General features: G+C 62.6%; 22 protein-coding genes. 9 read left to right on the top strand and 13 right to left on the bottom strand.

What is annotated here, in order from left to right:
• Positions 1–165 precede the first annotated feature (165 nt).
• Together leuA and FHS78_RS12050 are read right to left on the bottom strand one after the other, a co-directional pair.
• Positions 166–1,818 carry a 2-isopropylmalate synthase gene (gene leuA, locus FHS78_RS12055; RefSeq protein ID WP_167094590.1) on the bottom strand — a complete coding sequence of 551 codons (1,653 nt, stop codon included), beginning with the start codon at positions 1,816–1,818 and terminating at the stop codon, positions 166–168.
• Positions 1,819–2,156: 338 nt separating this feature from the next.
• Positions 2,157–2,783: an SCO family protein gene (locus FHS78_RS12050; RefSeq protein WP_167094588.1), complete on the bottom strand. Its 627-nt coding sequence runs from the start codon at positions 2,781–2,783 to the stop codon at positions 2,157–2,159.
• A gap of 180 nt (positions 2,784–2,963) precedes the next feature.
• Here FHS78_RS12050 and FHS78_RS12045 point away from each other — a divergent pair, with 180 nt between their 5' ends.
• The 4 genes from FHS78_RS12045 (at position 2,964) to FHS78_RS12030 (ending at position 6,960) form a co-directional block, all read left to right on the top strand.
• A complete protein-coding gene (locus FHS78_RS12045) occupies positions 2,964–3,602 on the top strand; it encodes an ankyrin repeat domain-containing protein (protein ID WP_167094586.1) in 639 nt (212 codons plus the stop codon).
• 301 nt (positions 3,603–3,903) lie between these two features.
• The gene (locus tag FHS78_RS12040) at positions 3,904–4,800 is read left to right on the top strand and encodes an MBL fold metallo-hydrolase (RefSeq protein WP_246220471.1); all 897 of its coding nucleotides are present in this window, start codon (positions 3,904–3,906) and stop codon (positions 4,798–4,800) included.
• A gap of 123 nt (positions 4,801–4,923) precedes the next feature.
• Positions 4,924–6,315, top strand: a complete 1,392-nt coding sequence (locus tag FHS78_RS12035) for an ActS/PrrB/RegB family redox-sensitive histidine kinase (RefSeq protein WP_246220470.1) — start codon at positions 4,924–4,926, stop codon at positions 6,313–6,315.
• 105 nt (positions 6,316–6,420) lie between these two features.
• Positions 6,421–6,960: an ActR/PrrA/RegA family redox response regulator transcription factor gene (locus FHS78_RS12030; RefSeq protein WP_167094749.1), complete on the top strand. Its 540-nt coding sequence runs from the start codon at positions 6,421–6,423 to the stop codon at positions 6,958–6,960.
• 17 nt (positions 6,961–6,977) lie between these two features.
• On the opposite strand, the gene FHS78_RS12025 is transcribed toward FHS78_RS12030, so the two are convergent.
• From FHS78_RS12025 to FHS78_RS12015, 3 genes are all read right to left on the bottom strand, one after another.
• Positions 6,978–7,466, bottom strand: coding sequence for an MmcB family DNA repair protein (locus tag FHS78_RS12025; RefSeq protein ID WP_167094582.1), 489 nt, complete (start codon positions 7,464–7,466; stop codon positions 6,978–6,980).
• A gap of 9 nt (positions 7,467–7,475) precedes the next feature.
• Complete coding sequence (locus FHS78_RS12020) at positions 7,476–8,396, bottom strand: phosphotransferase family protein (RefSeq protein WP_167094580.1); 921 nt, start codon at positions 8,394–8,396, stop codon at positions 7,476–7,478.
• Between the two features lie 128 nt (positions 8,397–8,524).
• Positions 8,525–9,646, bottom strand: coding sequence for a ferritin-like domain-containing protein (locus FHS78_RS12015; protein WP_167094578.1), 1,122 nt, complete (start codon positions 9,644–9,646; stop codon positions 8,525–8,527).
• 295 nt (positions 9,647–9,941) lie between these two features.
• Here FHS78_RS12015 and FHS78_RS12010 point away from each other — a divergent pair, with 295 nt between their 5' ends.
• The gene (locus FHS78_RS12010; RefSeq protein ID WP_167094576.1) at positions 9,942–11,255 is read left to right on the top strand and encodes an Hsp70 family protein; all 1,314 of its coding nucleotides are present in this window, start codon (positions 9,942–9,944) and stop codon (positions 11,253–11,255) included.
• A 110-nt stretch (positions 11,256–11,365) separates the two neighbouring features.
• Here the strand turns inward: FHS78_RS12010 and FHS78_RS12005 are convergent, their stop codons facing one another.
• Positions 11,366–12,499, bottom strand: coding sequence for a ferritin-like domain-containing protein (locus FHS78_RS12005; RefSeq protein WP_167094575.1), 1,134 nt, complete (start codon positions 12,497–12,499; stop codon positions 11,366–11,368).
• A 578-nt stretch (positions 12,500–13,077) separates the two neighbouring features.
• Here FHS78_RS12005 and FHS78_RS12000 point away from each other — a divergent pair.
• Positions 13,078–15,432, top strand: coding sequence for an efflux RND transporter permease subunit (locus FHS78_RS12000; RefSeq protein WP_167094573.1), 2,355 nt, complete (start codon positions 13,078–13,080; stop codon positions 15,430–15,432).
• 209 nt (positions 15,433–15,641) lie between these two features.
• Positions 15,642–16,100, top strand: coding sequence for a tellurite resistance TerB family protein (locus FHS78_RS11995; protein WP_167094571.1), 459 nt, complete (start codon positions 15,642–15,644; stop codon positions 16,098–16,100).
• A gap of 83 nt (positions 16,101–16,183) precedes the next feature.
• Here the strand turns inward: FHS78_RS11995 and FHS78_RS11990 are convergent, their stop codons facing one another.
• The 6 genes from FHS78_RS11990 to bioB all read right to left on the bottom strand — a co-directional run bounded on the left by FHS78_RS11990 (position 16,184) and on the right by bioB (position 22,801).
• A complete protein-coding gene (locus tag FHS78_RS11990; RefSeq protein WP_167094569.1) occupies positions 16,184–17,437 on the bottom strand; it encodes a cytochrome P450 in 1,254 nt (417 codons plus the stop codon).
• Positions 17,438–17,524: 87 nt separating this feature from the next.
• On the bottom strand, positions 17,525–18,166 hold the full coding sequence (locus tag FHS78_RS11985) for an HAD-IA family hydrolase (protein WP_167094567.1): 642 nt from the start codon (positions 18,164–18,166) through the stop codon (positions 17,525–17,527).
• Between the two features lie 141 nt (positions 18,167–18,307).
• On the bottom strand, positions 18,308–19,363 hold the full coding sequence (locus FHS78_RS11980; RefSeq protein ID WP_167094565.1) for an SPOR domain-containing protein: 1,056 nt from the start codon (positions 19,361–19,363) through the stop codon (positions 18,308–18,310).
• Between the two features lies 1 nt (position 19,364).
• Positions 19,365–20,048 (bottom strand): ParA family protein, encoded by a 684-nt coding sequence (locus FHS78_RS11975; RefSeq protein ID WP_167094563.1) that lies wholly within the window; start codon positions 20,046–20,048, stop codon positions 19,365–19,367.
• A 263-nt stretch (positions 20,049–20,311) separates the two neighbouring features.
• Complete coding sequence (locus FHS78_RS11970; RefSeq protein WP_167094561.1) at positions 20,312–21,613, bottom strand: adenosylmethionine--8-amino-7-oxononanoate transaminase; 1,302 nt, start codon at positions 21,611–21,613, stop codon at positions 20,312–20,314.
• Between the two features lie 144 nt (positions 21,614–21,757).
• On the bottom strand, positions 21,758–22,801 hold the full coding sequence (gene bioB, locus FHS78_RS11965) for a biotin synthase BioB (RefSeq protein WP_167094559.1): 1,044 nt from the start codon (positions 22,799–22,801) through the stop codon (positions 21,758–21,760).
• 177 nt (positions 22,802–22,978) lie between these two features.
• Here bioB and bioF point away from each other — a divergent pair, with 177 nt between their 5' ends.
• Together bioF and bioD are read left to right on the top strand one after the other, a co-directional pair.
• A complete protein-coding gene (gene bioF, locus FHS78_RS11960; protein WP_246220469.1) occupies positions 22,979–24,154 on the top strand; it encodes an 8-amino-7-oxononanoate synthase in 1,176 nt (391 codons plus the stop codon).
• 11 nt (positions 24,155–24,165) lie between these two features.
• The gene (gene bioD / locus FHS78_RS11955) at positions 24,166–24,834 is read left to right on the top strand and encodes a dethiobiotin synthase (protein ID WP_167094557.1); all 669 of its coding nucleotides are present in this window, start codon (positions 24,166–24,168) and stop codon (positions 24,832–24,834) included.
• Between the two features lie 126 nt (positions 24,835–24,960).
• On the opposite strand, the gene FHS78_RS11950 is transcribed toward bioD, so the two are convergent.
• Entirely contained in the window at positions 24,961–25,140 is a 180-nt protein-coding gene (locus tag FHS78_RS11950) for a PLD nuclease N-terminal domain-containing protein (RefSeq protein WP_167094555.1), read from the bottom strand.
• Between the last annotated feature and the right edge of the window lie 37 nt (positions 25,141–25,177).

The following is a 25,177-nucleotide window of genomic DNA, read 5'->3' as shown; positions in this document are numbered from 1 at the left end:
CCCTAAAATAAGCGTCTGCGGCGCTATGTCCAAGCGCAATTTTTTCGCAGGATGTCCCGGCAGAGCAATTTTGCAGATCTTGCGGGGGAAAACGCCGGAATGTTCCGGAAACCGGGGCGCGGGCGGGACTGTGTCCCGCCCGGCACATCGGGGTCTGTGCAATGGTTAACGGGCGGCGGCCCGGTTCGCCGCGCTCACCAGCGCCTTCAGCGAGGCGGTGATGATGTTGGGGTCGAGCCCCACGCCGAAAAGGTCACCCGGATGATCCGGATCGCCGACCTCAATAAAGGCGGCGGCCTGCGCGTCCGATCCGGATCCGAGCGAGTGCTCGTCATACTGGCGCACCTGCAGGTTGACCGAGAGGGCGTTCATGGCGGCATCGATGGGACCGTTTCCGAGCCCGGTCAGTTCTTCCTCCTTGCCATGCCGTTTCACGCGCATCTTCACGCCCTGCTTACCGCCTTCGTCGAAGAGCGTGTGGCCCACATATTCGAAGGGCTCTGTCGCATTCAGATACTCTTCTTCGAAGATGCGCCAGATGTCGGCGGCTCGGACTTCCTGGCCGGTGAGGTCGGTGTATTTCTGCACGGCGGAGCTGAATTCCACCTGAAGCCGCCGTGGCATGGAAAGTCCGTATTCGGTTTCCAGCAGATAGGCGATGCCGCCCTTGCCGGATTGGCTGTTCACGCGAATGATCGAGTCGTAGGTGCGGCCCACATCGCGCGGGTCGATCGGCAGGTAGGGCACGTCCCAAACCTGCTCCTCTTTCTTGCGCGCGCCGAGCCCTTTCTTGATCGCATCCTGATGCGAACCGGAAAAGGCGGTGAACACCAGATCGCCCACATAAGGGTGACGTGGGTGGATCGGCAATTGGGTGCAATATTCCGTCGTGCGCGCAATCTCGTTGATCTGCGAAAAGTCGAGACCCGGATGCACACCCTGGCTGTAGAGATTGAGCGCCAGCGTGACGAGGTCGACATTGCCCGTGCGTTCGCCATTGCCGAAGAGACAGCCTTCCACGCGGTCCGCGCCCGCCATCACGGCGAGTTCTGCGGCGGCCACCGCCGTACCGCGGTCATTATGCGGGTGGACCGAGAGGATGATCCCGTCGCGCCGTTCCAGATTCCGGTGCATCCATTCGATCTGATCGGCATAGACATTGGGCGAGGCCATCTCCACCGTCGCCGGCAGGTTCACGATGACCTTGTTGTCGGGCGAGGCGTTCCATATCTCCGTCACCGCATCGACGACCTCCTTGGCGAAGTCGAGTTCGGTGCCGGAAAAGACTTCCGGACTGTACTGGAAGGTCCAGTTCGTCTCGGGTTGTCCGGCGGCAAGCTCCCTGATCTGGTGCGCGGCCTCGGTCGCAATGGCTTTGACGCCCTGCTTGCCCTGGTTGAACACGACATCGCGGAAATTCGGCGCCGTCGCATTATAGACATGCACGATGGCGTTCTTTGCGCCCCGCAGGGACTCCATGGTGCGGGAGATGAGTTCGGGCCGCGCTTGCGTCAGCACTTCCACGCGAACGTCGTCGGGCACTTTGCCCTGTTCAATCAGCTCACGGATGAAGTTGAAATCCGTGTCGCTGGCAGACGGAAAGCCCGCCTCGATCTCCTTGAAGCCGATTTTCACCAGCAGCTCGAACATGGCGCGTTTGCGCTCGGCATTCATCGGCTCGAAAAGCGCCTGATTGCCGTCCCGGAGGTCCGTACTCATCCAGATCGGGGGCGTGGTGATCGTCTTGCTGGGCCATTGGCGATCGGACAATTCGATCGGCTTGAATGCCCTGTATTTTCGGCTTGGGTCTTGCAGCATGGTTCTTCTCGATATTCGGCGGCCAATTCGCCGCGCACCCATCATGCAATGAAGATATTGCAAGAGGGTTGCGCCGCGCCGGCGGCGATAAACGAACGGATGGACTGGATATGTCGGAAGGGGATGTTTTCTGCGCTCAAGCGCAGAGCAGCGCGCGCGCAAGAAGGCCCGTCCGCAGAAGCGGAAGGTCCAGGCCGAGAACAGCGATGTGGCGCGTTGCGTTCATGTGGCGAAGATAGGCAGCGCGCGGCGTCGGGTCAAGACGGTGATTCAAATCATGCGTCGGCGGACGATCCCGCAGATAGGGTAGCAGGGCTGACCTGTTCTGGGTGCCGGCCTCACTCCATCTTCGCCTTTATCGCCTTGGCCATGTCTTCCGGCGTGACGCTGGTGCCGACGAAGAAGGTGAGGAATTCATTGTCCGGGCTCATGAAATAGATATAGGGCGTGTGCTCCATCGTGTAGCCGCCCGCCGCGCCGGGGTCCTTCACCTTGTCATACTGCGCGCGATAGGCCTGCGCCGCGGTCGCAATCTGGTCAGGCGTTCCCGTCAGCCCGACGAGCCGGGGGTCGAATTGCTCGATGTAGAGCTTCATCTGCTCGGGCGTGTCGCGTTCCGGGTCGATGGTGATGAAGATGGGCTGCACCTTCTCCGCGTCCTCGCCCAGCGCATCCATCGCAGCGGCCATCTTGGCAAGGTCCGTCGGGCAGACGTCGGGACAATAGGTAAAGCCGAAATAGATCAGCAGGTACTTTCCGTCGAAACTGTCCTGGGTGACGGGTTGCCCGTCCTGGTTCACGAGGGCGAAGGGGCCGCCGATCTGCGGGGTGCCGGTGGAGACCACGGGCTGGCCGTTGGCACCCCTCGAGACCTCCCCGCCGGGGAGATGGCCTGAGAGCCAGTAGCCGATACCGGCGGCGACGATGAGGGCGCCCAACGTCAAAATCCATCCCGTACGGCTCATTCGATCCTCCCTTGATGTCCTGGATTGAAGTCCGGCCCTGCCGGATACCGGTGTTCCGGTGGTTGCGGACAAGCGGCGTGAATTGGGTATAATGCGACAACAGTTTCGCATACCAGCCCGGCAGCGGGAATAAATCCGTGCCGGGGGCCGGTTCGCACACCGATACAGCATCTGACAGCCATGACGAACATCAAGCGCAATTCCCTTTCCGCTGCAATACGCCTTTTGCGTGCGCTCCCCGCCTCACTGTCCGTGGCGCTTTGCACGGGGCTCGCGGCGAGCGTTTTGCCGCAGGCAACGCCTGGCGCCCACGCCGCCCCGCCCGGTGCACCCAGCGCGATCATCAAGGACAATGACATGATCGAAGCCGCCCGGGTCGGCGATCTGGAGGAGCTTCGACGCCAGTTGAACATCGGCGTTTCGCCCAATGAGAGCGGCCGCGACCGTATTCCCGCCATTGTGGTCGCCGCGCAATACGGGCAGGGCAGGGCGATCCGGATGCTGCTGGACGCGGGCGCCGATCCCGACCGCCGCTCGCCCGACGGAGATACGGCGCTGTCGACGGCGGCCAGGAGCGGGCGGGCCGATATCGTACAGATGCTGCTGCGCGACGGCGCCGATCCCGATCGATACGGCCCCGACCGCGATGCGCCTTTGCTGATCGCGACGCGGGCCCATCACACCGATGTCGTGGCGGCGCTGATCCAGCATGGCGCCTATATAGAGGAATCCGACGTCACCGGACGCACGGCGCTGGATCTTGCCCGTGAGAACCATTTTTCCGACATCGTCGCGCTGCTGGAAAAAGCAGGATCCTGATTGTCGGCTTCTGCGCCGAAGGGAAGGAGCGGTGCCGGGGGTGAAATAGAGCCTTGCGCTCCCTATTTTTAGAACTGTTATGAGTTCCACCAGGAAAACCTTCCGCCCTACCGGCTTTGCCCGTCGCCGTGCCGCGCGCACGGGAGAGGCCGCGCGCGGTGGGCCGGCCGGAGCCTCCTCGGAGCATTCGTCCGAGCGGCCATGGCACCATTTGCCGGATGGCACGTTCCGCAATTCCCCGGGATGCGAAAACCGTGGCGGAAAGCAACGGCTCAGGCATGTCGGACCCTATTTCCTCGAAATGATGAAGCTCGGCACGAAGAAGGTCGACATTCCCGACGGGCATGTCGTGCCGCGGGGCGAGGCGGTGCGTATGCTGGCCGACTATGCGGAGGGGGATCGCGATTTCCTGACCTGGGTCGGCCACGCCTGCTTCCTCATCCGTATGGGCGGCTACACCATTCTGACCGACCCTTATCTCACCACCTATGCGGGGCCGAAAGGCGTCGGGCCCCGGCGTTTCGTGAAGGCCGGCGTTCCCGTCTCCGCCCTGCCGCCCATCGATCTTCTGGTCATCAGCCACAACCACTACGACCATCTGGACGAACGCGCGCTGGCCCAGTTGCCGGGCAAGGAGCGCATGACCGTGCTGGTGCCGCTGCGTCTCGGCGATTTCTTCCGGGAACGCGGTTTTGCCAATGTCGTGGAGCTGGACTGGCATGAGGGCCACGAACTCGATGGGCTGGCCGTCACCGCGCTGCCGGTGGTGCATTGGTCGCGCCGCAGCGGCTGGGACACCAATCGCACGCTCTGGGCGGGATTCGCCTTCAAGACCGGGGATCATCACCTCTTTTTCGGCGGCGACAGTGCCTATGGGCCGATCTTCGAGGAGCTTGGCGAAAAATACGGCCCCTTCGACACGGCCCTGCTCGGGATCGGCGCCTATGCCCCGCGGGAGATGATGCATGCCTCCCATGCCACGCCGGAAGAAGCCGTGCGGATGGGCCGGGAGCTGAAGGCCGCCCGCCTGGTCGGCATGCATTGGGGCACGGTCCTCCTGACCATCGAGCCGCCCTTCGAGCCGCCGGCGCGCTTCATGCTGGCCGGCACCAATGGCGGCTATGAGCGCGACGATCTCTGGATCATGCGTATCGGGGAAACCCGTCCCCTCGCCGGCGACTGGCCCTCCAACCGCTGAGTTTCCCGCCCCTGACAATCGGTCCTCTGGACCTTCCGCCCTCGCTGCGGCAGAAAGATCGTCAACGGAACGGTTTGAAGGAGCCCGGACGACAGCTTGTCCGGGCGCCGCATGGAGGACGTGATGGCGGACCGCAGCAGCATGAACTGGCTTCGCCGGACCTTTCTGTCCGGCGGCCTGCCCGAAGCGGGGGACAGTGCGCGAATTCGCCTGCAGACGCTGGTCGTCCTGCGCTGGATGGCGGTTGCGGGACAGCTCGCCGCCGTGCTGATCGTCAATCTGGTTCTGGGTTTCCCGCTGCCGCTGGGCCTTTGTCTGGCGGTGATCGCCGCCTCGGCATGGCTGAACGTCTTTCTTACCTTGCGCTATCGCAGTGTGATGCGTTTGCCGGACTGGCAGGCAGCGGTCTATTTCGCCATCGACCTGATGCAGCTTGCCGTGCTGCTCTTCCTGACCGGAGGTTTGCAGAACCCCTTCGTGCTTCTTTTCATGGCGCCGGTCACCATTTCCGCGACCACGCTTTCGCTGCGCTCCACGATTGCCCTCCTCCTGCTGGCGCTGGTCTATGTGACGGCGCTTGCCACGGTGCATATGCCGCTGCCCTGGGTGAACGGCGAAACGCTCGTGCTTCCCCGCCTCTACATCATCGGTATCTGGACATCGCTCACCATCGGGCTCGCCTTTATGGCGGCCTATGCCTGGCGGGTCGCGCAGGAATCGCGGCATATGTCCGCCGCGCTGGCGGCAACGCAGGCGGTGTTGTCGCGGGCGCAGCGTCTCTCCGCGCTGGACGGGCTTGCCGCGGCGGCGGCGCATGAACTCGGCACGCCGCTCGGCACCATCTCTCTCGTCTCGCGCGAACTGGAGCGTGGTGGACAGAGCGACGAGGAAATGAAGGAAGACCTTCGCCTGATCGCAAGCCAGGCCGAACGCTGTCGGGAAATTCTTTCGCGCCTGTCCCGCCGCCCCAGCGCGGACGACATGATCTATTCACGCCTGCCGCTTCATGCCCTGCTGGAAGAGGTCGTGCGGCCGCATAGCGACATGGATGTGGGCTTCCGCCTCGATGTGGAAAGCGACGAAGCCGATGGCGAGGAGCCGGATCTCTGGCGCCGGCCCGAAGTGCTCTACGGATTGGGCAATTTCGTCGAGAACGCTGCCGATTTCGCCGAGAACGAAGTGACCGTGACCGCGCGCTACTCGCCGGAAGAAATCGCGGTGGAAATCGTGGATGATGGCCCCGGTTTCGGGCCGGACGTGCTGGAGCGGCTGGGCGAGCCCTATGTCACGACGCGGCCCCGGCGCAAGGGCGCGCCCGCCGATCCGGAACATTCCCATCAGGGGATGGGGCTTGGTTTCTTCATCGGCAAGACTCTGCTGGAGCGCACAGGCGCCACCGTCCATATCGGCAATCGAGAGGATGGCCCCCGGGGCGCGCGGGTATATGTGGCCTGGCCCCGCCATCTCATCGAGGCGGACCCTGCCTTTCCCGAGCGCGCGGAGGGGGGCGAGTAAGGGAAAGCCCTGTCTTGGCTTGGCGGTGCTGAAAGCCTAAAGTCTGACCATCTGATTTGGAGATCGCAAGACGTGCCCGAGACTGAAGACAACGCCCCCGGCGAGATGCCGTTTCTGCCCGAAGACAAGACGCTTCTGCTCGTCGACGACGACGTGCCGTTTCTGAATCGCCTGGCCCGTGCCATGGAAACCCGCGGTTTTCAGGTCAGTACGGCGAATACGGTGAAAGAAGGCAAGGGCCTCGCCCGGACGATGAAACCCGGATATGCCGTGGTGGATATGCGCCTGGAAGACGGAAACGGTCTCGATGTCGTGGAAGCGTTGGAGGAGGCACGTCCCGAAGCTCGTATCGTGGTGCTGACGGGCTACGGGAATATCGCCACCGCCGTTACCGCGGTAAAGCTCGGCGCGGCGGATTACCTGTCCAAGCCGGCCGATGCGGACATGATCGAGGCCGCCCTTCTCGCCAAGGGCGCCGATCACGCCGATCCGCCCGAAAATCCGATGTCGGCCGACCGTGTGCGCTGGGAGCATATCCAGCGTGTGTATGAGCTTTGCGACCGCAACGTGTCGGAGACGGCACGCCGTCTCAACATGCATCGGCGCACGCTGCAGCGCATCCTCGCCAAGCGCGCGCCCAAATAGGTTTCACAGGTTGGATTTCACAGGTCTTCCGGGTCGAGAAACCGGTGGACGCGCCGCGCGGTGATGCGCGCAAAATGCAGCGTCAGTTTCTTGCGTCTCGCGGCGGACAGCGGGTCATGCGGGGAGTCCCGCAATATTTCCGCACCATACCGGTCGGCGACCACGAGCCCGACTTCTTCCGGCAGAACCTCTTGGGGAAACTCGGGCGGGACGGCAAAATAGAAGCGGTCGCAGAACGCCAGATAATCTTCCCATTTCGAATCCGCACGGAAATCGGCAAGGCTCGATTTGATCTCGAAGACATGGATCTCGTTTTTCGGGCCGAGCGCCATGATGTCGACGCGCCGTCCCGTCGCAAGCGGGATTTCCGTTGCCGCGACGAACCCCATCTGCGCGATGAGGCGGCCGCACCCGCGCTGAACCGCCGCCGCGGTTGGCGATTGCCGCCCGTCGAACAGCATGAAGGCGTCGTCTTCGCTCTCCGGAATGTCGTCGTTTTTCGCCATGGCGGTATTTTATGCGATCCCGGCCGCTTCCATCGCATGAACCAGCGCGGCGCGTCGCCGCATTCCTTCTCGCGGATGGCCGGAATGCCCCTCGATGGCAAGCGTGCAAAGCGCATTGGCTGCTATCGCCATGCGGCTGCGCTTCATCGATACATCCCGGTCCGCCCGTGCCTCATAACCCCGCAGCACCGCTTCGCCCATCGGGCCGAAATTCTCCAGATGCCGGAAATCCGCTTCGGGTAGCGACCAGCCGCTTTCGGCCAGATCGACCAGCCCGAGGGGCTCCGCCTGCGCCTGCCGCCGATGCGTCTCCGGCTCGCCGAGGATGTTCGACAGGTTGAGATCGCCATGCACGAAAACAAGGGGTCCCGTTTCGATTTCCGCCGCCCAGGCATCGGCCAGCCGCTTCGCCATGAGACGTTCGTCGGGCTGGCCCATCCGGTGCGCGGCCAGGCCGATGGAACGGCCGACCGTGTCGCCGAGCTTGAGGCCGGCCTCTGTCGCGATCCGGCTTGCCGTCTCGTGAAATTCCGCGATAGCCGCGCCGACCCGCTCGCCGATCGCATCCCGTGTCTGGGCAGGGGCAAAGACGAGCCGGTCCGCCTGCAGCGGGGCGCCTTCGAAGGCGCTCATGCGAAGCCATCCGGCATGGAGGCTGCCGCCGCCTTCCAGGTCGCCATGGCCGAGAAGGCGGGGCAATGAGAAATGCGTACCCTCTGTGCCGGTAAGCGCCTCATAGGCGATCGCCTCGCGGCGGAAGATCGCTTCCCCCGACCCGAGGCCTCCGCCCGTTCGGCGTACGAGCTTCAAAAGGCTCCCGTCGCCGAGCCGGTAGATGCTGCTCCACAGGCCCTCGGCCACAAGCCGGGGCTCACCCGGGGGGAGATCCGGTATGTCGGGCAGGCCTGTCAGTCTTGAATCGATGTCCATGGGCGTCAGTCTAGTGAGCCCCGCCCGCTACGGCAAAAGAAGAGGCGGCGCACCGTTTCCGGTGGCCGCCTGAAGTGTTCCCTGATGACCCCGCCTTCTTTGTCGGGCGGATGCCGGCAGAACCGGATCTATTCGGCCGCGGCACTCGCCATCGGGTTCTTCTTTCCGAAATTCACGGTACGGAGGAAAGAAATACCCGCCTCGGCGATATCGTCGCCGACCATGCGATCGTCCTCGTTCTTCAACTCGTCCATGTCCACATAGGTGGCATAGAAGGCCTTGGTGCGGTCGGTGATGATGCCCGCCTTGAGCAGCGTCTTCACCAGTACGCGGAAGACGTTGGCCGCGTCCTTCATGCCTTCGCGGCGGTCTTCGTCCGTCACCGCTTCGAGCATCTCGGCCTGAACCTGTTCCCAGTCGAGGCCGAAATCGGCATAGATGAGCTTCTTCTGTTCCGGGTTCACCAGATTGAAGAGCAGTGTCTGGAAGACGTTCGCCGCCCAGTCCTCAATGATGTCGCGCTCGTCCTGCGAGAGCTTTGGAATGGTGCGGTCGGCCCAGATCTTGCCGAACTTGTGGTGGAAGGCTTCGTCGGTCATGGCAAGCTGGCAAAGCTTCACCAGCAGCGGATCGCGTGCCGTATTGAAGAAGGTCGCGAAGGTGCCCATGGCCAGACCCTCGACGAGAAGCTGCATGCCGACGATCTTTTTGTAGACTTCCTTGGCATTGACCATCTCGGAGAGAAGGTTCGCCAGCGTCTCGCCGCAGGGAAGCGGCTTGCCGAAACGTGCCTGCACATATTTCGCAAACGCCGTCACATGGCGGGCCTCTTCACGGGCCTGGTTGGCGGCATATTCCTGTGCGCCGGGATCGAGCAGGATGTGGCAGAGCGAGGCGGACAGGTTCAGCGCGCCCTGCTCGCCATGCAGGATCGCCGACATCATCCAGCGCGCCGTCTCGTTGACGAACCGGACCTTTTCCTTTTCCGACAGCGCTTCGAAGCAAGGGAGCTTCAGCTCCGGCACCAGCTCCGGATCGATCATCATTTCGTTTTCCTGATCGAAGGGCTCGGAGAAGTCGATATAGCGCGGATCCACGGGGTCCCAGAAGTGATCGTGGGTCGCGGAGATAATCTTGTCGAAAGCGCTGGAGCGGCGGTTATAGCGCTCCGTGTTCATCATCGCCTGAAAGTCGTCGGGCGAGACGGCGTCATAGGCGTTGTCCTTGGTAATCTGGCGGACGTCGGTCATTGCGTTGTCACTCCTGTGCATCCAGTAAGGCGTCGATCGGCCGGTTCCGCATATTCCTTACCGGCGAAATCTCACAATCGGAGTGTGGGTATTTGTGCGCCGCACACACAATATAAAAATGACGGGTGCGTCATTTTGCGCAGGGTGAGGCAGGTGCCCGAAAACCCTCGACAGCAGCGGCTATCTTCTGTATTCGTCGCGGCCCTTTGCTTCCGGACCCCCGGGAACCCTTGAAAAGTATTGCTGTGACCGGCGGACAGTCCTCCGGCCGGTCAGACGGATACGAGGTGATTTCATGTTTATCGGTCTCGATTTCGGGACGACCAACAGCGCGTTGGCGGTTGCGTCCGCGCAAGGCCCTGCGCGGCTGGTCCCGGTTCGACATGAGGGCGCGGCGCTCGATACCTTCCGCTCGATCCTCTATTTCGACAATGACGAGCGGGAGACCAATGGCAACCTGCATGCCTTTGCCGGGTCTGCCGCAATGGACGCCTATCTGGAAAGGGGCGGCGAGGGCCGCCTCATTCAGTCGGTGAAATCCTATCTCGCCAATCCGAACTTCACCGCCACCAATATCTTCGGCACACGCTATACGCTTGAAAATCTCATTGGCTTCATCGTCACGCGGTTGATCGAGGCGACGGCGGAAACCGATACGCTGAACGAGGCCATGCGGTCGGGTCCGGTCGTGGTCGGCCGCCCCGCTCGTTTCGTCCGCAACAGCCTCGGCGTGCCGGATGCGGAGCATGACCGGCTTGCTGTGAAGCGGCTGGGCGAAGCCTTGCGCGGTATCCGCATTCCGGATGTGCACTTCGAGTTCGAGCCTGTCGCCGCCGCCCATGCCTATGAGGCCTCGCTGGATCGCGACGAGCTGGTGCTCATCGGCGATTTCGGCGGCGGCACCAGCGATTTCTGTCTGCTTCATGTCGGCCCCGATACGCGCCGGCTCAGGCAGCGTGGCGAAACGATCATCGGCGTTTCGGGCGTGGGGCTTGCCGGCGATGCTTTCGATGCACGATTGATCGAGCATTGCGTTGCGCCGCGCCTTGGCAAAGGAAGCTCCTATGAAAGCGGGGGCAAGGTGTTGCCCGTCCCCGCCTGGCCCTATGAGACGATGAAGCGCTGGCACGAACTGAGCCTCATCAACACCGGCAAGACGCGCCGAATGCTTGCCGAAATCGGCCGGACGGCGGAGGCCGCCGACGAAGTGGCGGCCCTGGCCCATCTCATCGAAGAAGAACAGGGCTTTGCATTGAGCCGGGCCGTCGAGGCGACCAAGATCGAACTTTCGGCGAAAGACCGGGCCCGTTTCAGCTTCTATGCGGATCCGATCCATATCGAGGCGGAAGTCGCGCGCCCCGAGTTCGAGGCGTGGATTGCGCCGGAGCTCGATGCCATTGCCGAATGCGTCGACGGCCTGTTGGAGGAAACGGGAACGGAACCGCTGCGCATAGACCGCGTTTTCCTGACGGGCGGATCTTCTTTCATACCGGCGGTTCGGCAACTTTTTGCAGACCGTTTCGGAAAAGAGAAGCTGGCAAGCAGCGGCGAACTCACCTCGGTGGCGACCGGCCTTGCACTCGCGGCCCGGCAGCGTTTCCTCGACTGAGGATTTCCCCGCGAAAACAAAAACGGCCCGCCGAAGCGGGCCGTTTGGGGATCGAGATAGCGGGCCGGCTGGAGGGAAATGCCGTCCCGCCTGCGCAACAACCGGCGATCTTATTCGGCTGCGGAGATCGTCACGTCTTTCAGTGCGTCGGAATTGGCGCCGAAATTGATCGTCTGCAGGAAGCGGATGCCTTCTTCGGCAATGTCGTCGCCGACCATGCGCTCGCCTTCGTCCTTGAGCTCGTCCATATCCACATAGGTGGCATAGAAGGCCTTGGTGCGGTCGGTGATGATACCGGCCTTGAGCAGGGTCTTGATCAGAACGCGGAAGATGTTCGTACCTTCCTTCATGTGCTCGCGGCGATCGTCGTCGGTGAAGGCTTCCAGCATTTCGGCCTGCACCTGCTCCCAGTCGAGGCCGAACTCGGCATAGATCACCTGCTTCTGTTCCGGGTTCACCAGGTTGAACAGCAGGGTCTGGAAGCATTCCGCCGCCCAGTCCTCGATGATGTTCTGCTCGTCTTCGCTGAGATTCGGGATGGTCCGGTCGGCCCAGATCTTGCCGAACTTGTGGTGGAACGCTTCGTCCGTCATGACGAGCTGGGTGAGTTTCACCAGCAGCGGATCGTTGGAGTTGGCGTAAAGCGTCGCGAAGGCGCCCATGGCAAGGCCTTCGACCAGCATCTGCATGCCGACGATCTTCTTGTAGACTTCCGGCGCATTCACGATGTCGGTCAGGAGGCCGCCCAGCGTGGAGCCGACCGGGAGCGGTTTGCCCCAGCGGGCCTGGATGTATTTCGCGAAGGCCGTCACATGGCGTGCTTCTTCACGTGTCTGGTTGGCCGCATATTCCTGCGCGCCCGGATCCTTGAGGATGTGGCAGAGGCTGGCCGAAAGCGCCAGCGCACCGGCTTCGCCATGCAGGATGGAGGAAAGCATCCAGCGCGCGCTCTGATTGGCGAACTTCACGCGCTGCTCTTCGGAAAGGGCCTCGAAGCAGGGCAGCTTGAGTTCCGGCATGAGCTCTTCCGGCATCACCATCTGCTTGTCGAGATCGAAGCCTTCCGTGAAGTCGATGTACTTCTCGTCGAGGGGATCCCAGAAATGGTCATGCGTCGCGGAGATGATCTTGTCGAACGCCGTGGAGCGGGCGTTGTAGCGATCGACGTCCATCATCGCGGGGAAGTCTTCGGGCGCCACGGCATCGTAGGCGTCGTCTTTCGTAATCTGCCGGATTTCGGTCATGGATCCCTCCAGTGATCGGGGCGGCGCCAGGGAGACCGCGCCCGCATAATTAATGAATCCGCCGCCTCTCCGGCGCCGGACTTACAACTTTGTTGCTAGTAAGAATAATTGCCCGGGCAGGCGGGTCAAGGTCAAAATGACGCACCCGTCACGTTTATTCGCGCAAGACGGATGGAAAGCCGAAGCCGAAAGCTTGGCTTTTACAAAAATACTCAACCTGTGCTAATAAGAATGCGTGCAAACGCTCCGCAAAATGACCGGGAAGGCGGTCATGGAGGAAAAGAGGGCGGGCACATGAGGGAGGGGAAATCCCCCTGCGATCGACGGAAACGATGTTGCCGCGCCGGTACCGATCCGGTTTGGGGGACGTTTGTGACCGTTCGAAAGGGGCGCATTCATGGCTCGTCCGTGAAACGGCATCTCCCCGAAAGATTGAAGTGGCCGTCGTGCCGCGCATGGGTAGAGGTTTTCCTTGTCTGGATGAGGAAAACGGATCCATCCCGCGGTGACCGGCAGTACGCAGATGAAGCGCCGCGCCCCGCAAAACGAGGGCCGGGCTGGGGAACGGGTAGAGTCTAATGATTAAGTTTCTTGAGAACCTTGTCTTTCGCCTTCGTGCTGTAATCCTGCTTGCGCTGGTCGCCGCCACGGCAATCACCGGGTATTACGCGCTCAACCTGCGCATGACGGCAGGCTTCGACAAGCAATTGCCGCTTGGCCATGAATACATTCAGACCTTTGAGCAGTATCGCGACCAGCTCTTCGGATCGAACCGCATCATCGTGACGCTCGAGCCGACCGAAGGCACCGTTTGGACGAAGAAGTTTTTCAAGGTTTACAAGGACCTGACAGACGACATCTTCTTCCTGCCCGGCGTCGCGCGCCAGACGGTGACCTCGCTCTGGACGCCGAATACCCGATACATCGAAATCACCGAATACGGCATCAGCGCCGACGACGTCATCTCCGGCAAGGTGACGGCGGATACGATGACGGAAGATGCCCTCAAGAAGGTGCAGAGCAACGTCATTCGCGGCGGCTTCGTCGGCAAGCTCGTGTCCGACGACTTCAAATCCGCCATGGTGGTCGCCGAACTGCAGGACTACGACCCCTCGACGGGCAAGCGTCTGGACTATTTCGATCTTGCGGCCAAGCTCGAAAAGCAGATCCGCGATAAGTACGAGAACGACGAATTCAACGTCCGGATCATCGGCTTTGCCAAGATGATCGGCGATATCGCCGATGGCGCGGAATCGGTGGTGAAGTTCTTCATCATCGCATTCCTTCTGACCGCGCTGTCGGTCTATCTCTATTCGCAGTCCTTCCAGCTCACTTTCGTCACGCTGTTTGCCTCGTTGACATCGGTGGTCTGGCAATTCGGCTTGCTGGAAGTGCTGGGCTACGGGCTCGATCCGCTGGCGGTGCTGGTGCCATTCCTCGTCTTCGCCATCGGCGTCAGTCACGGCATCCAGCAGATCAATCTGATCACGGCGGAGCTGGCAAGCGGCGCGAGTGCCGAAGAGGCGGCGCGATCGAGTTTCTCCGGCCTGCTGATCCCGGGCTCCATGGCGCTGATCACCGACCTTGTGGGCTTCGGCACGCTCTACCTGATTCCGGTGCCGATGATCCGTGAACTCGCCATTACCGCCTCCATCGGTGTGGCGCTCAAGATCGTCACCAACCTCGTCATGCTGCCGCTCCTGGTGAGCTATTTCCGTTTCCCGGAAAACTTCACCCATCGCGTCCAGAAAGCGCGCGAAACGCGGCTGAAGCTGATGCGCGTCATCGGCAAGGTGGCGCAGCCCAGGGTCTCGGTCATCATCCTGTGCGCCTCGTCGGTGCTTCTGGGCTATGCGGTGTACAAGGGCAGTCAGCGTCATGTCGGCGCGCTTCATGCCGGTGCCCCCGAGCTTCGGTCGGACGCACGCTACAACGTGGACAGCCGGGCCATCGCGGATCAGTACGCGCTGGGCCTCAACGTGCTCACCGTGGTGGTCGAAACGCCCGCCGACGGCTGTGTGAGCTATCCGATCATGGAGTTCCTGAACCGTTTCTCCTGGGCGATGCAGAACGTGCCCGGCGTGACGGCGGTCGGGTCGCTGCCCTTCGCGATCAAGGGCTCGGCCGCGGGCTGGAACGAAGGCAATCTGAAATGGAAGGACATTCCGCGTGACCGCGCGGCCCTTGCCCAGGCGGCCAACACCGTTCCCAATGCCAGTGCGCTCTTCAATCAGGAGTGCACGGTCATGCCCCACATGATCTATCTGAAGGACTCCAAGGCGACGACCATTCACGGGGTCGTGGCCGGGGTAAAGGACTGGCGCGCCAAACATCATATGGAAGGCGTCAATCTGCGTCTGGCTTCCGGCAATATGGGTGTGCAGGCGGCCGTGAACGAGGAAGTGGAAGAGACCGAGCTTCCGATGATGATGTGGGTCTATGCCGCCATCATCGCGCTCGTGACCCTGACCTATCGCGACTGGCGGGCCGTTATCGCCTGTTGCGTACCGCTCACCTTCGCGACCTTCTTCGGGTACTGGTTCATGCAGGTCCTCGAAATCGGTCTGACCGTGGCGACCCTGCCGGTGATGGTGCTGGCGGTGGGTATCGGCGTGGACTACGCCTTCTACATCTATAACCGTATCCAGTTCCATCTGGCCGAGGGGCTGAACATGACCGACAGCTTCCAGCGCGCGCTGGAAGAAACCGGCATGGCTGTCTTCTTCACCGCGCTCACTCTGGCGATCGGTGTGTCTACCTGGGCCTTCTCGGACCTCAAGTTCCAGGCGGATATGGGCCTGCTTCTCGCCTTCATGTTCATGATCAACATGGTGATGGCGATTGCGCTCCTGCCTTCGCTGGCAGTGGTTCTGGATCTGATTTTGCCGCGTGGCCGGGCCGTTCAGAAGAAAAAGAACATTATGGCCCACTAACTAGGACCATGCGTCAATTTGGGCCGCTGCCGGGGTTCCGGTAGCGGCCTTTCTTTTTTTGAAGCTGGTGTGCGTGGCGAGAGCGGACGGATTTCCCGGCCGGCCGGGCCTGCTTAGCGATTCCATCCGGCGGCGATCTGCTCTAGTCTGCCCCCAAAAAGGAAGAGGCCGCGCCTTTGAAGACGGTCGCGCCAGCAGGGGAAGACAAAATGTTTGAGAAGATCCGCAACGCCCTTCAAAAGGGCCTGACGACAACCGGGAACGTGCCCATGAGCCCGGAGGCCAAGCAGCTGGCGGCGGCAGCCTTGCTCGTTGAGGCCGCGGGCCGCGACCGCGATTTCACCGATGGAGAGCGCGAGGCGATCAAGCGGGCCATCACCGAACATTTCACGCTCAATGCCGATGAGGCGGCCGATCTTCTGAAGGTCGCCGAGGAGCGCGCCAAGGTCGGCATGGGCGAATACATCTTCACCAAGGCCGTTCAGGAAGGCTTCAATCAGGAAGAGCGCGGCCAGGTCGTCGAGATGCTCTGGGAAGTGGCTCTGTCCGACGGTACGCTGCACCGGATGGAAACCGTGATGATCGAGACGCTTGCCAAGGAAGTGGGCCTGAGCGCCAGCGAATCCGCGTCTGCCAAGGAGCGCGCGGCCGCTCGGCTCGGCCACTAGGACAAGAGATCCCGCATTCGGGAAGGGCGCAGAGAGAAACCTCTCTGCGCCCTTTTCCGTGTCCGGCGGGCTGTTTTCGCCGGTCAGGCGGAAGGCGTGTAACGCACCGGCATTTCCTTGATCCCGGAAATGAAGTTCGAACGCAGCCGCCGTACCGGCCCGTCGACCTCGATATCGGGAAACCGCGTCAGCAGTTCCTGGAACAGCACTTTGAGCTGCAGCTCGGCCAGCCGCGACCCGAGACAGAAATGCTGCCCCGCGCCGAAACCGAGCTGGGTCGGCGCATCGCCCATCGCGTAGCGTGTGACGTCGAAAGTATAGGGGTCCTGCCACTTCGCCTCGTCGCGATTGGCGGAGCAGTACCACATCACCACCTTGTCCCCGGCCTTGATCTCCTTGCCGCCGAGTTCGACATCCTCCGTCGCGGTGCGCCTCATATGCAGCACCGGACTGACCCAGCGCACGATTTCCTGAACCGCGCTCGGGATGAGCGAAGGATCTTCGAGCAGCTTGCGGCGCTGATCGGGAAACTGCGACAGGGCCTGAAGGCCGCCGGAGATCGAATTCCGGGTGGTTTCGTTACCTGCGACGACCAGCAGGATGAAGGTGCCGATATAGGTCGGGAAAGTCATGGCCTCGCCATCGACCTTCGAGTGGGCGAGCATGGATATGAGGTCTTCCCCCGGATTTTTCAGGCGCTCTTCCCACAGGCCGGCGGCATAGCCCGCCATTTCCCCGACGCATTGGCGCATATACTCATCGGAGACGCGCAGTTCGGGATCGTCTTCGCCTACTGTCGCGTTGGACCATTCGAAAAGCTTGGGTCCGTCGCTCGACGGGACGCCGAAGAGTTCCGCCAGCACTTCGATGGGAAGCGCCGCCGCCACCGCCGATACGAATTCCGTCTGGCCGGTCGCGGGCATCCGGTCGAGAAGGCGCGTCACGCGGGCGCGGATGCGCTCTTCCATGTTGGAGATGCGCTTCGGCACGAAACCCGGCGTGACCATGCGCCGATAGGCATTATGCGTCGGCGGATCCATCGAGATCATGCTGGCGTCGGTATCGTTCTCGTCGATTTCGTTCTCGTTGAAGATCCGGTGGCCGCCCATATCCTTGGCGGATGAAAAGATTTTCGGGCTCTTCGAGATCGTCTCGATGTCGTCATATCGGGTAACGGCCCAGAAGCCCGAACTGTCGGCTTCCGGGTTCCAGTAGACCGGTTCTTCCGCCCGCAAGGCGCGGAAGATCTCGTGGAAATCATCCGTCAGATAGAGATCGGGGTTCTTGAGATCGGGCTTGCCGTCGAGATCGACGGCCTCCGCCTGAGGTCGCAGCATAACGGGTCTCCTCCCAGTGACCTTTTCTTTTGGGAGAAGACTAGGCCTGTCGGGGCCTGCCGCTCAAGAACAGCCTGCCGGGCCGCGTTACCGCAGCGCAAACCCTACGGCAGCTTCGAGTTCTTCCAGCGCCTGTTCGGCATTCAGCACCTTGATCGTGGTCATGCCGAGGGCGCGGGCGGGTTTCAGGTTGATGCCGAGATCGTCCAGATAGACGGATTTCGCCGGATCGACGCCAAGCGCCTGGCAGGCCATCTCGTAGATGCGCGGATCGGGTTTTCGAATGCCGACCTTCGAGCTTTCGATCACATGGTCGAAAAGCGACATAACCTCCGATACTGCCGCCGCCTTGTCCGCCGAGCGCGCCATTCCGGCGCCTTCGCCTGCCGAGACATTATTAGTGATGCAGCCGACTTTCGCTCGTTCCTTGCAGCGGGTAAGCGCGGTCACCATTTCCGGGCGAATGTCGCCCGACAGCAGCGAGACGACATCGCGGCCCGTCACCTCATGTCCTCTGCCTTGCGCTTCCTCGAGGAAAAGCCTGTCGAACTCGTCCAGCGTGATTTCATTGCGCTCGAACAGCGCCCAGGCATTGGTGTCGGGATTGGTCGCGTTGATGGAGCGGATGAAATCGGCGGGCAGGCCCCGCTCGCGCTCATAGCGGTTGAAGGCTTCGAACGGGCTGGAAGTCAGCACGCCGCCGAAATCCCAGATAACAGCTTCGATCATGTGGTGTCCGGTCAGATATCGTGAATGGCAATGGCCGGACACTACACCGCGGCCCGACGGAAGCAAACGCCCCCGGAGAGAGGACGCCGACATGAAAACGGGGCCCGAAGGCCCCGTTCCCGTTTTCCGATGATGTCGTTCTCAGCGCTGGCGGACCAGGCAGTCCTGTCCGGCGCCTTTGAGGGCGCCGCAGGCTTTGGCCGCCGCCGCCTTGGTCTCGAAACCGGCGGCGCGGACGCGGAAGAACGTGCCCTTGTCGCCCAGATCGGCTTTCTGGATGTCGAGCCCATGTCCGCCGAGAATGGAGCCATGCCTGGTCGAAAGGGTCTGCCAGGCGGCTTTCGCATCCGCTTCGCTGCGGGAGGCGAGAAGCTGCACGACCCAGTTCCCGCCGGTTGCGGCAACGGGGGCGGCCGGCGCCACTGTGGCTTCCGCTTCGGCCTCGGCGGTTTTCGGCGTTGCCGGATCAGGAGCGGGCGCGGAATTTTCCGTCCGGGCGGCCGGTTCGGTTGCCGCAGGCGTCGCTGCGGCCGGGGCCGGCTCGAGGGCGGGGTCGCTTGTTGCTGCTGCGTCGGGACCGGCTGTTTCGGCCGTTTCTTCCGCCGTCGTGCTGCGTAGCGTAGCGACTTCGATGTCGGCCAGGCTCTCGGCAGGTGCCGCCGCCTGCGTTTCCGGAGCTGCGTCGGTCCCGGCCGGCACTGTTTCCACCGCCACCGCGGGCTCATCGGCCCTGGATGCCGTCTCGGACGCGGCTTGCCCGGCGCCGGAAGCGCCGTCGGTTTCCTGCGGCAGAACGGGCGCGGTCCCGCGGTCGCCGCCATTGAACATCAGTGCGAGCAGGACGCCGCCCAGAAGCGCGACGCCAATAAAGGCGCCGGCGACAAGTTTCGTCCGGCTGCCGGTTTCGTGGTCTTCCGGGGTATAGATGATTTCCGGCTCGGGCGGGCTGGGCCGCGCGCCGTCATCTTCACTGGCCATCTCTTCCGAGCCCCCGCTTTCCACCGGTTCTTCCGGGGATAGCGTAGTGGAAACCTGACCCTTGACGCCAATACCTTCCAGATGAGGCTGACGTCCGGGCAGGACTGAAATATCCGCGCCTTGAGGCCCTTCGTCATTGACGGGCTTCAGGTCGGAGGGTCTTGCTTCCCCTTTGCGGGCCAGCAGATCGCCGGTCAGAGAAGCGGGCTTTTTCGCCATTTCAGGCAGCTCCCCTCAATGCATCGCTAAAAGCCGACGCGGTAGAGGTCAGAGGCGACGTCTCCCTGCCGGCCAGCCGGTCCGCGAGAAACCCCCACAGCCCGGCAATTTCGTCGGGCGATTTGGTGTTGGAGCCGATTTCGCGAACGGTTCGACCATCGATCATAGAAGATGCGAAATCGATTCGCTGGTGGATAATCGACGGGGCCACGGCGCCGTGCTGGGAGAGCGCGATCGCCGCCTCGGTGGTAATCCGGGCCCTGGGGCTGGCGCCATTGAGCGCGAAGGCCAGCGGTTTGCCCAGTTCCTCGCAGATCTGGACGGTGGCGCCCGCTGCGCGCAGGTCGTGCGGGCTTGGCCGGGTCGGGATCACCACGAGGTCGGCCTGCTCGATCACGTGATGGATCGTGGCGGTGATGGCGGGCGGCGTGTCGATCACGACGAGTTCGATCCCGCCCAGCCTCAGTTTTTCCAGATCGGAGGCGAGACCTTCGCTGGAGGGGCTGACGAAGAAGGGGCGTTCCTCTTCCCGGGCATTCCACCATTGCGACAGGCTGCCTTGCGGGTCGGTGTCGATGAGGGCAACGGGGCCTGCTTCCTGATACTCGGCTTCGACGGCGATGTGTCCGGCAAGCGTGGTCTTGCCCGATCCGCCTTTCTGTGACGCAAACGCAATGACATGCATGGGTGTGGTCCTGTCCCCTCGAACCCGCGGCCCCTCGGAGCGGGGGCTGGCAGGTAAAAATCAAAGCCCGCCTTGCGAGAGCGCCAGTCTCGGCGCTCGGCAATGCGCACAACCCGGATCTGTCCGTATGTTTTTGAAGGCGCGAATCGGCCTCTGATTCGAGCGTAATGTGTGTCTCGAATTGGCTCAATATCTGGCGTGTAAAAACACGCGTTACACTACAAAAAGTAGGTCCTGATGGATTTAGACGCGCGAATTCAACATCAGGACGGTGCGAATTCCGCACAGACTTTGAGCATCGCGCCTGTCAGTTGGGCGAGATCGTCCTGGCCGATGGTGAAGGGCGGCGTGGTGTAGACGATGTTGCGGAAGGGGCGGATCCAGACGCCTTCCTCGACGAAGCGCCGTTTCATGGCGTCCGGTTCGGCGATGGACTGAAGTTCGATGACGCCGATGGCGCCCAGCACGCGGACATCGACGACGCCGGGGATATCGCGGGCGGGCTCGAGTTGGGATTTGAGCTGCGCCTCGATGGCGGCGACCTGATCGAGCCGGGGCTCGGTTTCGAAGAGGTCGAGCGAGGCATTGGCCGCCGCGCAGGCCAGCGCATTGCCGGTGTAGGTGGGGCCGTGCATCAGCGCTTTTCCGGCGTCTTCGCCCAGAAACGCCTCGAAAACGGGCGCGCGGGCGACGGTCGCGGCGAGCGGCAGCGTGCCGCCGGTGAGCGCCTTGGAGAGCGTCATGATGTCGGGCGTTATCCCCGCCGCCTCGCAGGCGAACATGGTGCCGGTGCGCCCGAAGCCCGTGAAGATCTCATCGACCAGCAAGAGAATGCCGTGCTTGTCGGCGAGATTGCGCAATAGTTTGAGCGAGATTGGGGAATGAAAGAGCATGCCGCCCGCACCCTGCACCAGAGGCTCGGTGACGATGCCCGCAATCTCGGACTTATGCTCGGCGAGGAAGGCATCGAGCGCGGCGGCTTTATCCTCATCCGTGGGTAACTCGCAGATGAACTGCTCGGCGATCGCGCCCTTGAAGAGAGAGTGCATGCCCTCTTCCGGATCGCAGACCGACATGGTGGCGAGCGTGTCGCCGTGATAGCCGCCCTTGAAACTGACGAAGCGGGTGCGGCCCCGCTCGCCTGAATTGATCCAGTACTGGACCGCGATCTTCATCCCGATTTCGACCGAGACGGAACCGGACTCCGAAAAGAAGACATGGGCGAGGTCGCCCGGCAGCTTGTCGGTGAGGCGGGAGGCGAGCCGGCAGGCCTGCTCATGGGCGAGCCCGCCCAGCATGACATGCGGCATCTTTTCGAGCTGCGTCGTCACCGCCTCGCGGATATGGGGGTGATTGTAGCCATGCGCGGCGGTCCACCAGGAGGAGACGCCGTCGACAAGCTCGCGGCCGTCGTCGAGCGTGAGGCGTACGCCGTCGGTCTTCACCACGGGCAGCGCCATGGGCGTGGTCTGCATCTGGGTATAGGGCAGCCACAAATGCGGCGCGCCCCGCGTGAGCCAGTCCGGCGGGTTGTTGATGAGCGGATTGGCGGGCGGGACGGACATGGGCAGGTTCTCCCCTGTTTGCCCTCTCCCCTTGCGGGGGAGGGTTGGGAGGGGGGTAGCGGATTTAAAGAGTCTTCGAAGAAGACCCCCCACCCGATCAGCCTTGCTGATCGACCTCCCCCTCAAGGGGGGAGGTGATTTTGATTACTTCTCGGCCGGGCAGGTATGCGCGGGCATGGGCTCGATGCCGAGCTTGCCGAGCAGTTTGCTGTCATGCGCATCGCCCGGGTTCTTCGCCGTCAGGAGCTTATCCCCGGTGAAGATGGAATTGGCGCCCGCCAGGAAGCAGAGCGTCTGCGTTTCGTCGCTCATATGCTCGCGGCCGGCCGCGATGCGGACCATGCTCTGCGGCATCATGATGCGCGCCACGGCGATGGTGCGCACGAAATCGAGCGGGTCGATCTGGCCCTCGCCCTCGAGCGGCGTGCCTTCCATCGGGATCAGCATGTTGATCGGCACGGACTGCGGATGCTCTTCGAGGTTCGCCAGCGCCATCAGCATGCCGGCGCGGTCGGATTGTTCCTCGCCCATGCCGACAATGCCGCCGGAACAGACATTGATGCCCGCCTGGCGCACGCGCTCCAGCGTGTCGAGCCGGTCCTGAAAGGTCCGGGTGCTGATGATCTTGTCGTAATATTCTTCCGAGGTGTCGATATTGTGGTTGTAGTAATCGAGACCGGCCTGGGCGAGACGGTGCACCTGCTGGCCCGACAGCATGCCGAGCGTCATGCAGGTTTCCATGCCCATTTCCTTCACGCCCTGCACGATGGCGCAGATCGTGTCCATGTCGCGATCCTTGGGCTCGCGCCACGCCGCGCCCATGCAATAGCGCGAGGACCCGGCTTCCTTCGCCTTGCGGGCTTCGGCGAGCACCTTTTCGACTTCCATCAGCTTGGACGCCTTGAGGCCGGTGTCGAATTTCGCGCTCTGGGCGCAATAGCCGCAATCCTCGGGGCAGCCGCCGGTCTTGATCGACAGAAGCGTCGACATCTGCACCTGGTTCGGGTTGAACCAGCGGCGATGGGCGATCTGAGCCTCGAAGACGAGATCGTTGAAGGGCAGGGCGAAAAGCGCCTCGATTTCCTCGCGCGTCCAGTCGTGACGCAGCGTTCCCGGGTCGGTGCGGGCGGTGGACGGCGCCGGGGTCCCGGCTTTGTTTTCGGCGTCGAATTCGCTTTGAAGGCTCATGGCGAGGCCCATCTGTCCTGAATGTAACTGTCGGAATTTCGCCGAGCATAGGCAGCTTGGCCCGCAATGCAAGAACCTGCTGAAAGTGTGGGGTTTTTGGCCTTTATGTTGACAGATCGGGACCGGCCCATAATGGTGCCGGGCGGCGGGGCGAGAGGGGCTTTCAGGAGAGGCGGTTTGGCAGACGGAAATTCACTCGACGCCTTTGTGAAAGGCAAGCTGGACGCGCTGGAAAAGCGCGCGCTGCGCCGCGTGCTGGTGGAGACGGCGCGCGGGCCCGCCGCCGCGGCGGCGCGGGACGGGAAACGGCTCGTCTCCTTCTGCTGCAACGATTATCTGAACCTTTCCCAGTCGGACCGCGTGAAAGAGGCCGCCAAGGCCGCCATCGACGCCTATGGCGCAGGCTCGGGCGCCTCGCGCCATATCACCGGCAATCATCCTCTCTACACCGAGCTGGAGACCCGGCTCGCCCGGCTGAAGGAAACCGAGGATTGCGTGGTTTTCGGATCGGGCTATCTCGCCAATCTGGGCATCATCTCCGCGCTTGTGGGCGTCGGCGACGTGATCTTCGCCGACGAACTTTCGCATAGCTGCCTGATGATGGGGGCACGCCTCTCCTACGCGAAAACGCACATCTTCCGGCACAACGATATGGCGCATCTGACGGCGCTTCTGGAAGAGCATCGCAAGGACGGACGCCATGCGATGATCCTTACCGATGGCGTCTTTTCGATGGATGGCGATCTTGCCCCGGTTCAGGACATGGCCGCGCTGGCCCGCCGTCACGACGCCTGGCTGATGACGGACGATGCGCATGGCATCGGCGTGGTGGCCGACGGCAAGGGATCGAGTTTCGTCGGCGGCGCGAAGGCCGATGTGCCGCTGCAGATGGGCACGCTTTCCAAGGCGGTGGGCGGTTATGGCGGCTATCTCTGTGCGAGCCGCGCCGTCTGCGATTTCATCCGCACCCGGGCGCGTACGCTCATCTATACGACCGGCCTGCCGCCCGCGGCGGTCGCCGCTGCGATCGCCGCCATCGACATCATCGAAAGCGACAAGGCGCTGACGCGGCGTCCGGTGGAAAAGGCAAAGCGCTTCACGCGCGCGCTGAACCTGCCCGATCCCGAAAGCCCCATCGTGCCGGTGCTGCTGGACGATGCGCAGGTGACGCTCGAAGCCTCGAAAATGCTGGAAGCGGAAGGCTTCCTCGTGACCGGCATTCGCCCGCCCACCGTGCCGGAAGGGACGGCGCGGCTGCGCATCACCTTCACCGCGGAACATGAGGACGCGGATATCGACCGCCTCGCCGCCATCATCCGGGAACGGATCATGCCCAGGAAAGCGGCCGAATAAGAGCAGAAAACATGACCGTCATCTTCGTCACTTCTTCCGGGACCGAAATCGGCAAGACCTATGTGAGCGCCCTGCTGACGCGCCAGCTTCGCAAGAAGGGCGTGCCGGTGCGGGCGATCAAGCCGGTGGTGAGCGGCCTCGACGAGACGACCTTCCCCGAAAGCGATCCGGCCGCGCTGCTGGCGGCGATGGACGAGGATGTCGTCTATGAAAACGCGGCGCGTGTGTCGCATTGGCGTTTCAGGGCGGCGCTCTCGCCCGACATGGCCGCGCGGCGCGAAGGCGCGACGATCCCCTTCGAGGAGCTGGTCGGCCATTGCGTCGAGGCGGCGGGGAAAGACGATCCGCTGCTGATCGAGGGCGTGGGGGGCGTGGCCGTGCCGCTGGACGACACGCATACCGTGCTCGACTGGATGCAGGCGCTGGAGGCCCATGTCTTCATTTCGCCGCTGCTCGTCGTCGGCTCCTATCTCGGCACGATTTCGCACACGCTGACCGCGCTTGAGAGCCTGCGCGCGCGCAAGCTCGACCCGCGCGCCATCGTGGTGAGCGAGACGCCGGGCAGCGAAGTGAGTTTCGAGGAGACGGTGGAAACGATTGCCCGCTTCGCAGGCGGCACGCCCGTCATTGCGCTGCCGCGCGGCGGCGAGGCGGATCTGGCGGCGCTTTATCCGCTGTAAGGTTTTCCGCCCAGAAAATCGCGTGTCATTGCGAGCGAAGCGAAGCAATCCATAAGCGGCTGTCTCAGCGCTGGATTGCTTCGTCGCTGCGCTCCTCGCAATGACGGAGAAGGGGGCTGCTATTCCTTAGCCCTTGGGGCCGAAGAGGAACCAGATGATGAGGCCGATCACGGGCAGCACGATCACGAGCACGATCCAGATGGCTTTCCAGAGCGGTTCCGCGCTGCTCTGCGCGATCTTGACGATGGCGTAGATGTCCAGCACCAGAATGATAATGCCGAGAATACCGCTATATTCCATACCCATATGCATCTCCCTGCTTTCTCCCCCGGTCTTCCGTAAA

Origin of the sequence: Parvibaculum indicum (assembly GCF_011762095.1) — a bacterium.
GTDB lineage: Bacteria > Pseudomonadota > Alphaproteobacteria > Parvibaculales > Parvibaculaceae > Parvibaculum > Parvibaculum indicum.
The sequence above is the reverse complement of the archived record's forward strand: the minus strand, read 5'-3'. Positions and strand labels throughout refer to the sequence as shown.

Coding starts and splice junctions, on each gene's coding strand:
- FHS78_RS11985 (WP_167094567.1), bottom strand. CDS start 18,166: ATGATCGAAGCTGTTATCTGGGATTTCGGCGGCGTGCTGACTTCCAGC.
- FHS78_RS12030 (WP_167094749.1), top strand. CDS start 6,421: ATGCCGTTTCTGCCCGAAGACAAGACGCTTCTGCTCGTCGACGACGAC.
- FHS78_RS11980 (WP_167094565.1), bottom strand. CDS start 19,363: ATGGCGAAAAAGCCCGCTTCTCTGACCGGCGATCTGCTGGCCCGCAAA.
- leuA (WP_167094590.1), bottom strand. CDS start 1,818: ATGCTGCAAGACCCAAGCCGAAAATACAGGGCATTCAAGCCGATCGAA.
- FHS78_RS12005 (WP_167094575.1), bottom strand. CDS start 12,499: ATGACCGAAATCCGGCAGATTACGAAAGACGACGCCTACGATGCCGTG.
- FHS78_RS11975 (WP_167094563.1), bottom strand. CDS start 20,048: ATGCATGTCATTGCGTTTGCGTCACAGAAAGGCGGATCGGGCAAGACC.
- FHS78_RS12020 (WP_167094580.1), bottom strand. CDS start 8,396: ATGGACATCGATTCAAGACTGACAGGCCTGCCCGACATACCGGATCTC.
- FHS78_RS11950 (WP_167094555.1), bottom strand. CDS start 25,140: ATGGGTATGGAATATAGCGGTATTCTCGGCATTATCATTCTGGTGCTG.
- FHS78_RS11970 (WP_167094561.1), bottom strand. CDS start 21,613: ATGTCCGTCCCGCCCGCCAATCCGCTCATCAACAACCCGCCGGACTGG.
- FHS78_RS12035 (WP_246220470.1), top strand. CDS start 4,924: ATGGCGGACCGCAGCAGCATGAACTGGCTTCGCCGGACCTTTCTGTCC.
- bioD (WP_167094557.1), top strand. CDS start 24,166: ATGACCGTCATCTTCGTCACTTCTTCCGGGACCGAAATCGGCAAGACC.
- bioB (WP_167094559.1), bottom strand. CDS start 22,801: ATGAGCCTTCAAAGCGAATTCGACGCCGAAAACAAAGCCGGGACCCCG.
- FHS78_RS12050 (WP_167094588.1), bottom strand. CDS start 2,783: ATGAGCCGTACGGGATGGATTTTGACGTTGGGCGCCCTCATCGTCGCC.
- FHS78_RS12015 (WP_167094578.1), bottom strand. CDS start 9,646: ATGACCGACGTCCGCCAGATTACCAAGGACAACGCCTATGACGCCGTC.
- FHS78_RS12040 (WP_246220471.1), top strand. CDS start 3,904: ATGATGAAGCTCGGCACGAAGAAGGTCGACATTCCCGACGGGCATGTC.
- FHS78_RS12000 (WP_167094573.1), top strand. CDS start 13,078: ATGATTAAGTTTCTTGAGAACCTTGTCTTTCGCCTTCGTGCTGTAATC.
- FHS78_RS12010 (WP_167094576.1), top strand. CDS start 9,942: ATGTTTATCGGTCTCGATTTCGGGACGACCAACAGCGCGTTGGCGGTT.
- FHS78_RS12025 (WP_167094582.1), bottom strand. CDS start 7,466: ATGGCGAAAAACGACGACATTCCGGAGAGCGAAGACGACGCCTTCATG.
- FHS78_RS11995 (WP_167094571.1), top strand. CDS start 15,642: ATGTTTGAGAAGATCCGCAACGCCCTTCAAAAGGGCCTGACGACAACC.
- FHS78_RS11990 (WP_167094569.1), bottom strand. CDS start 17,437: ATGCTGCGACCTCAGGCGGAGGCCGTCGATCTCGACGGCAAGCCCGAT.
- FHS78_RS12045 (WP_167094586.1), top strand. CDS start 2,964: ATGACGAACATCAAGCGCAATTCCCTTTCCGCTGCAATACGCCTTTTG.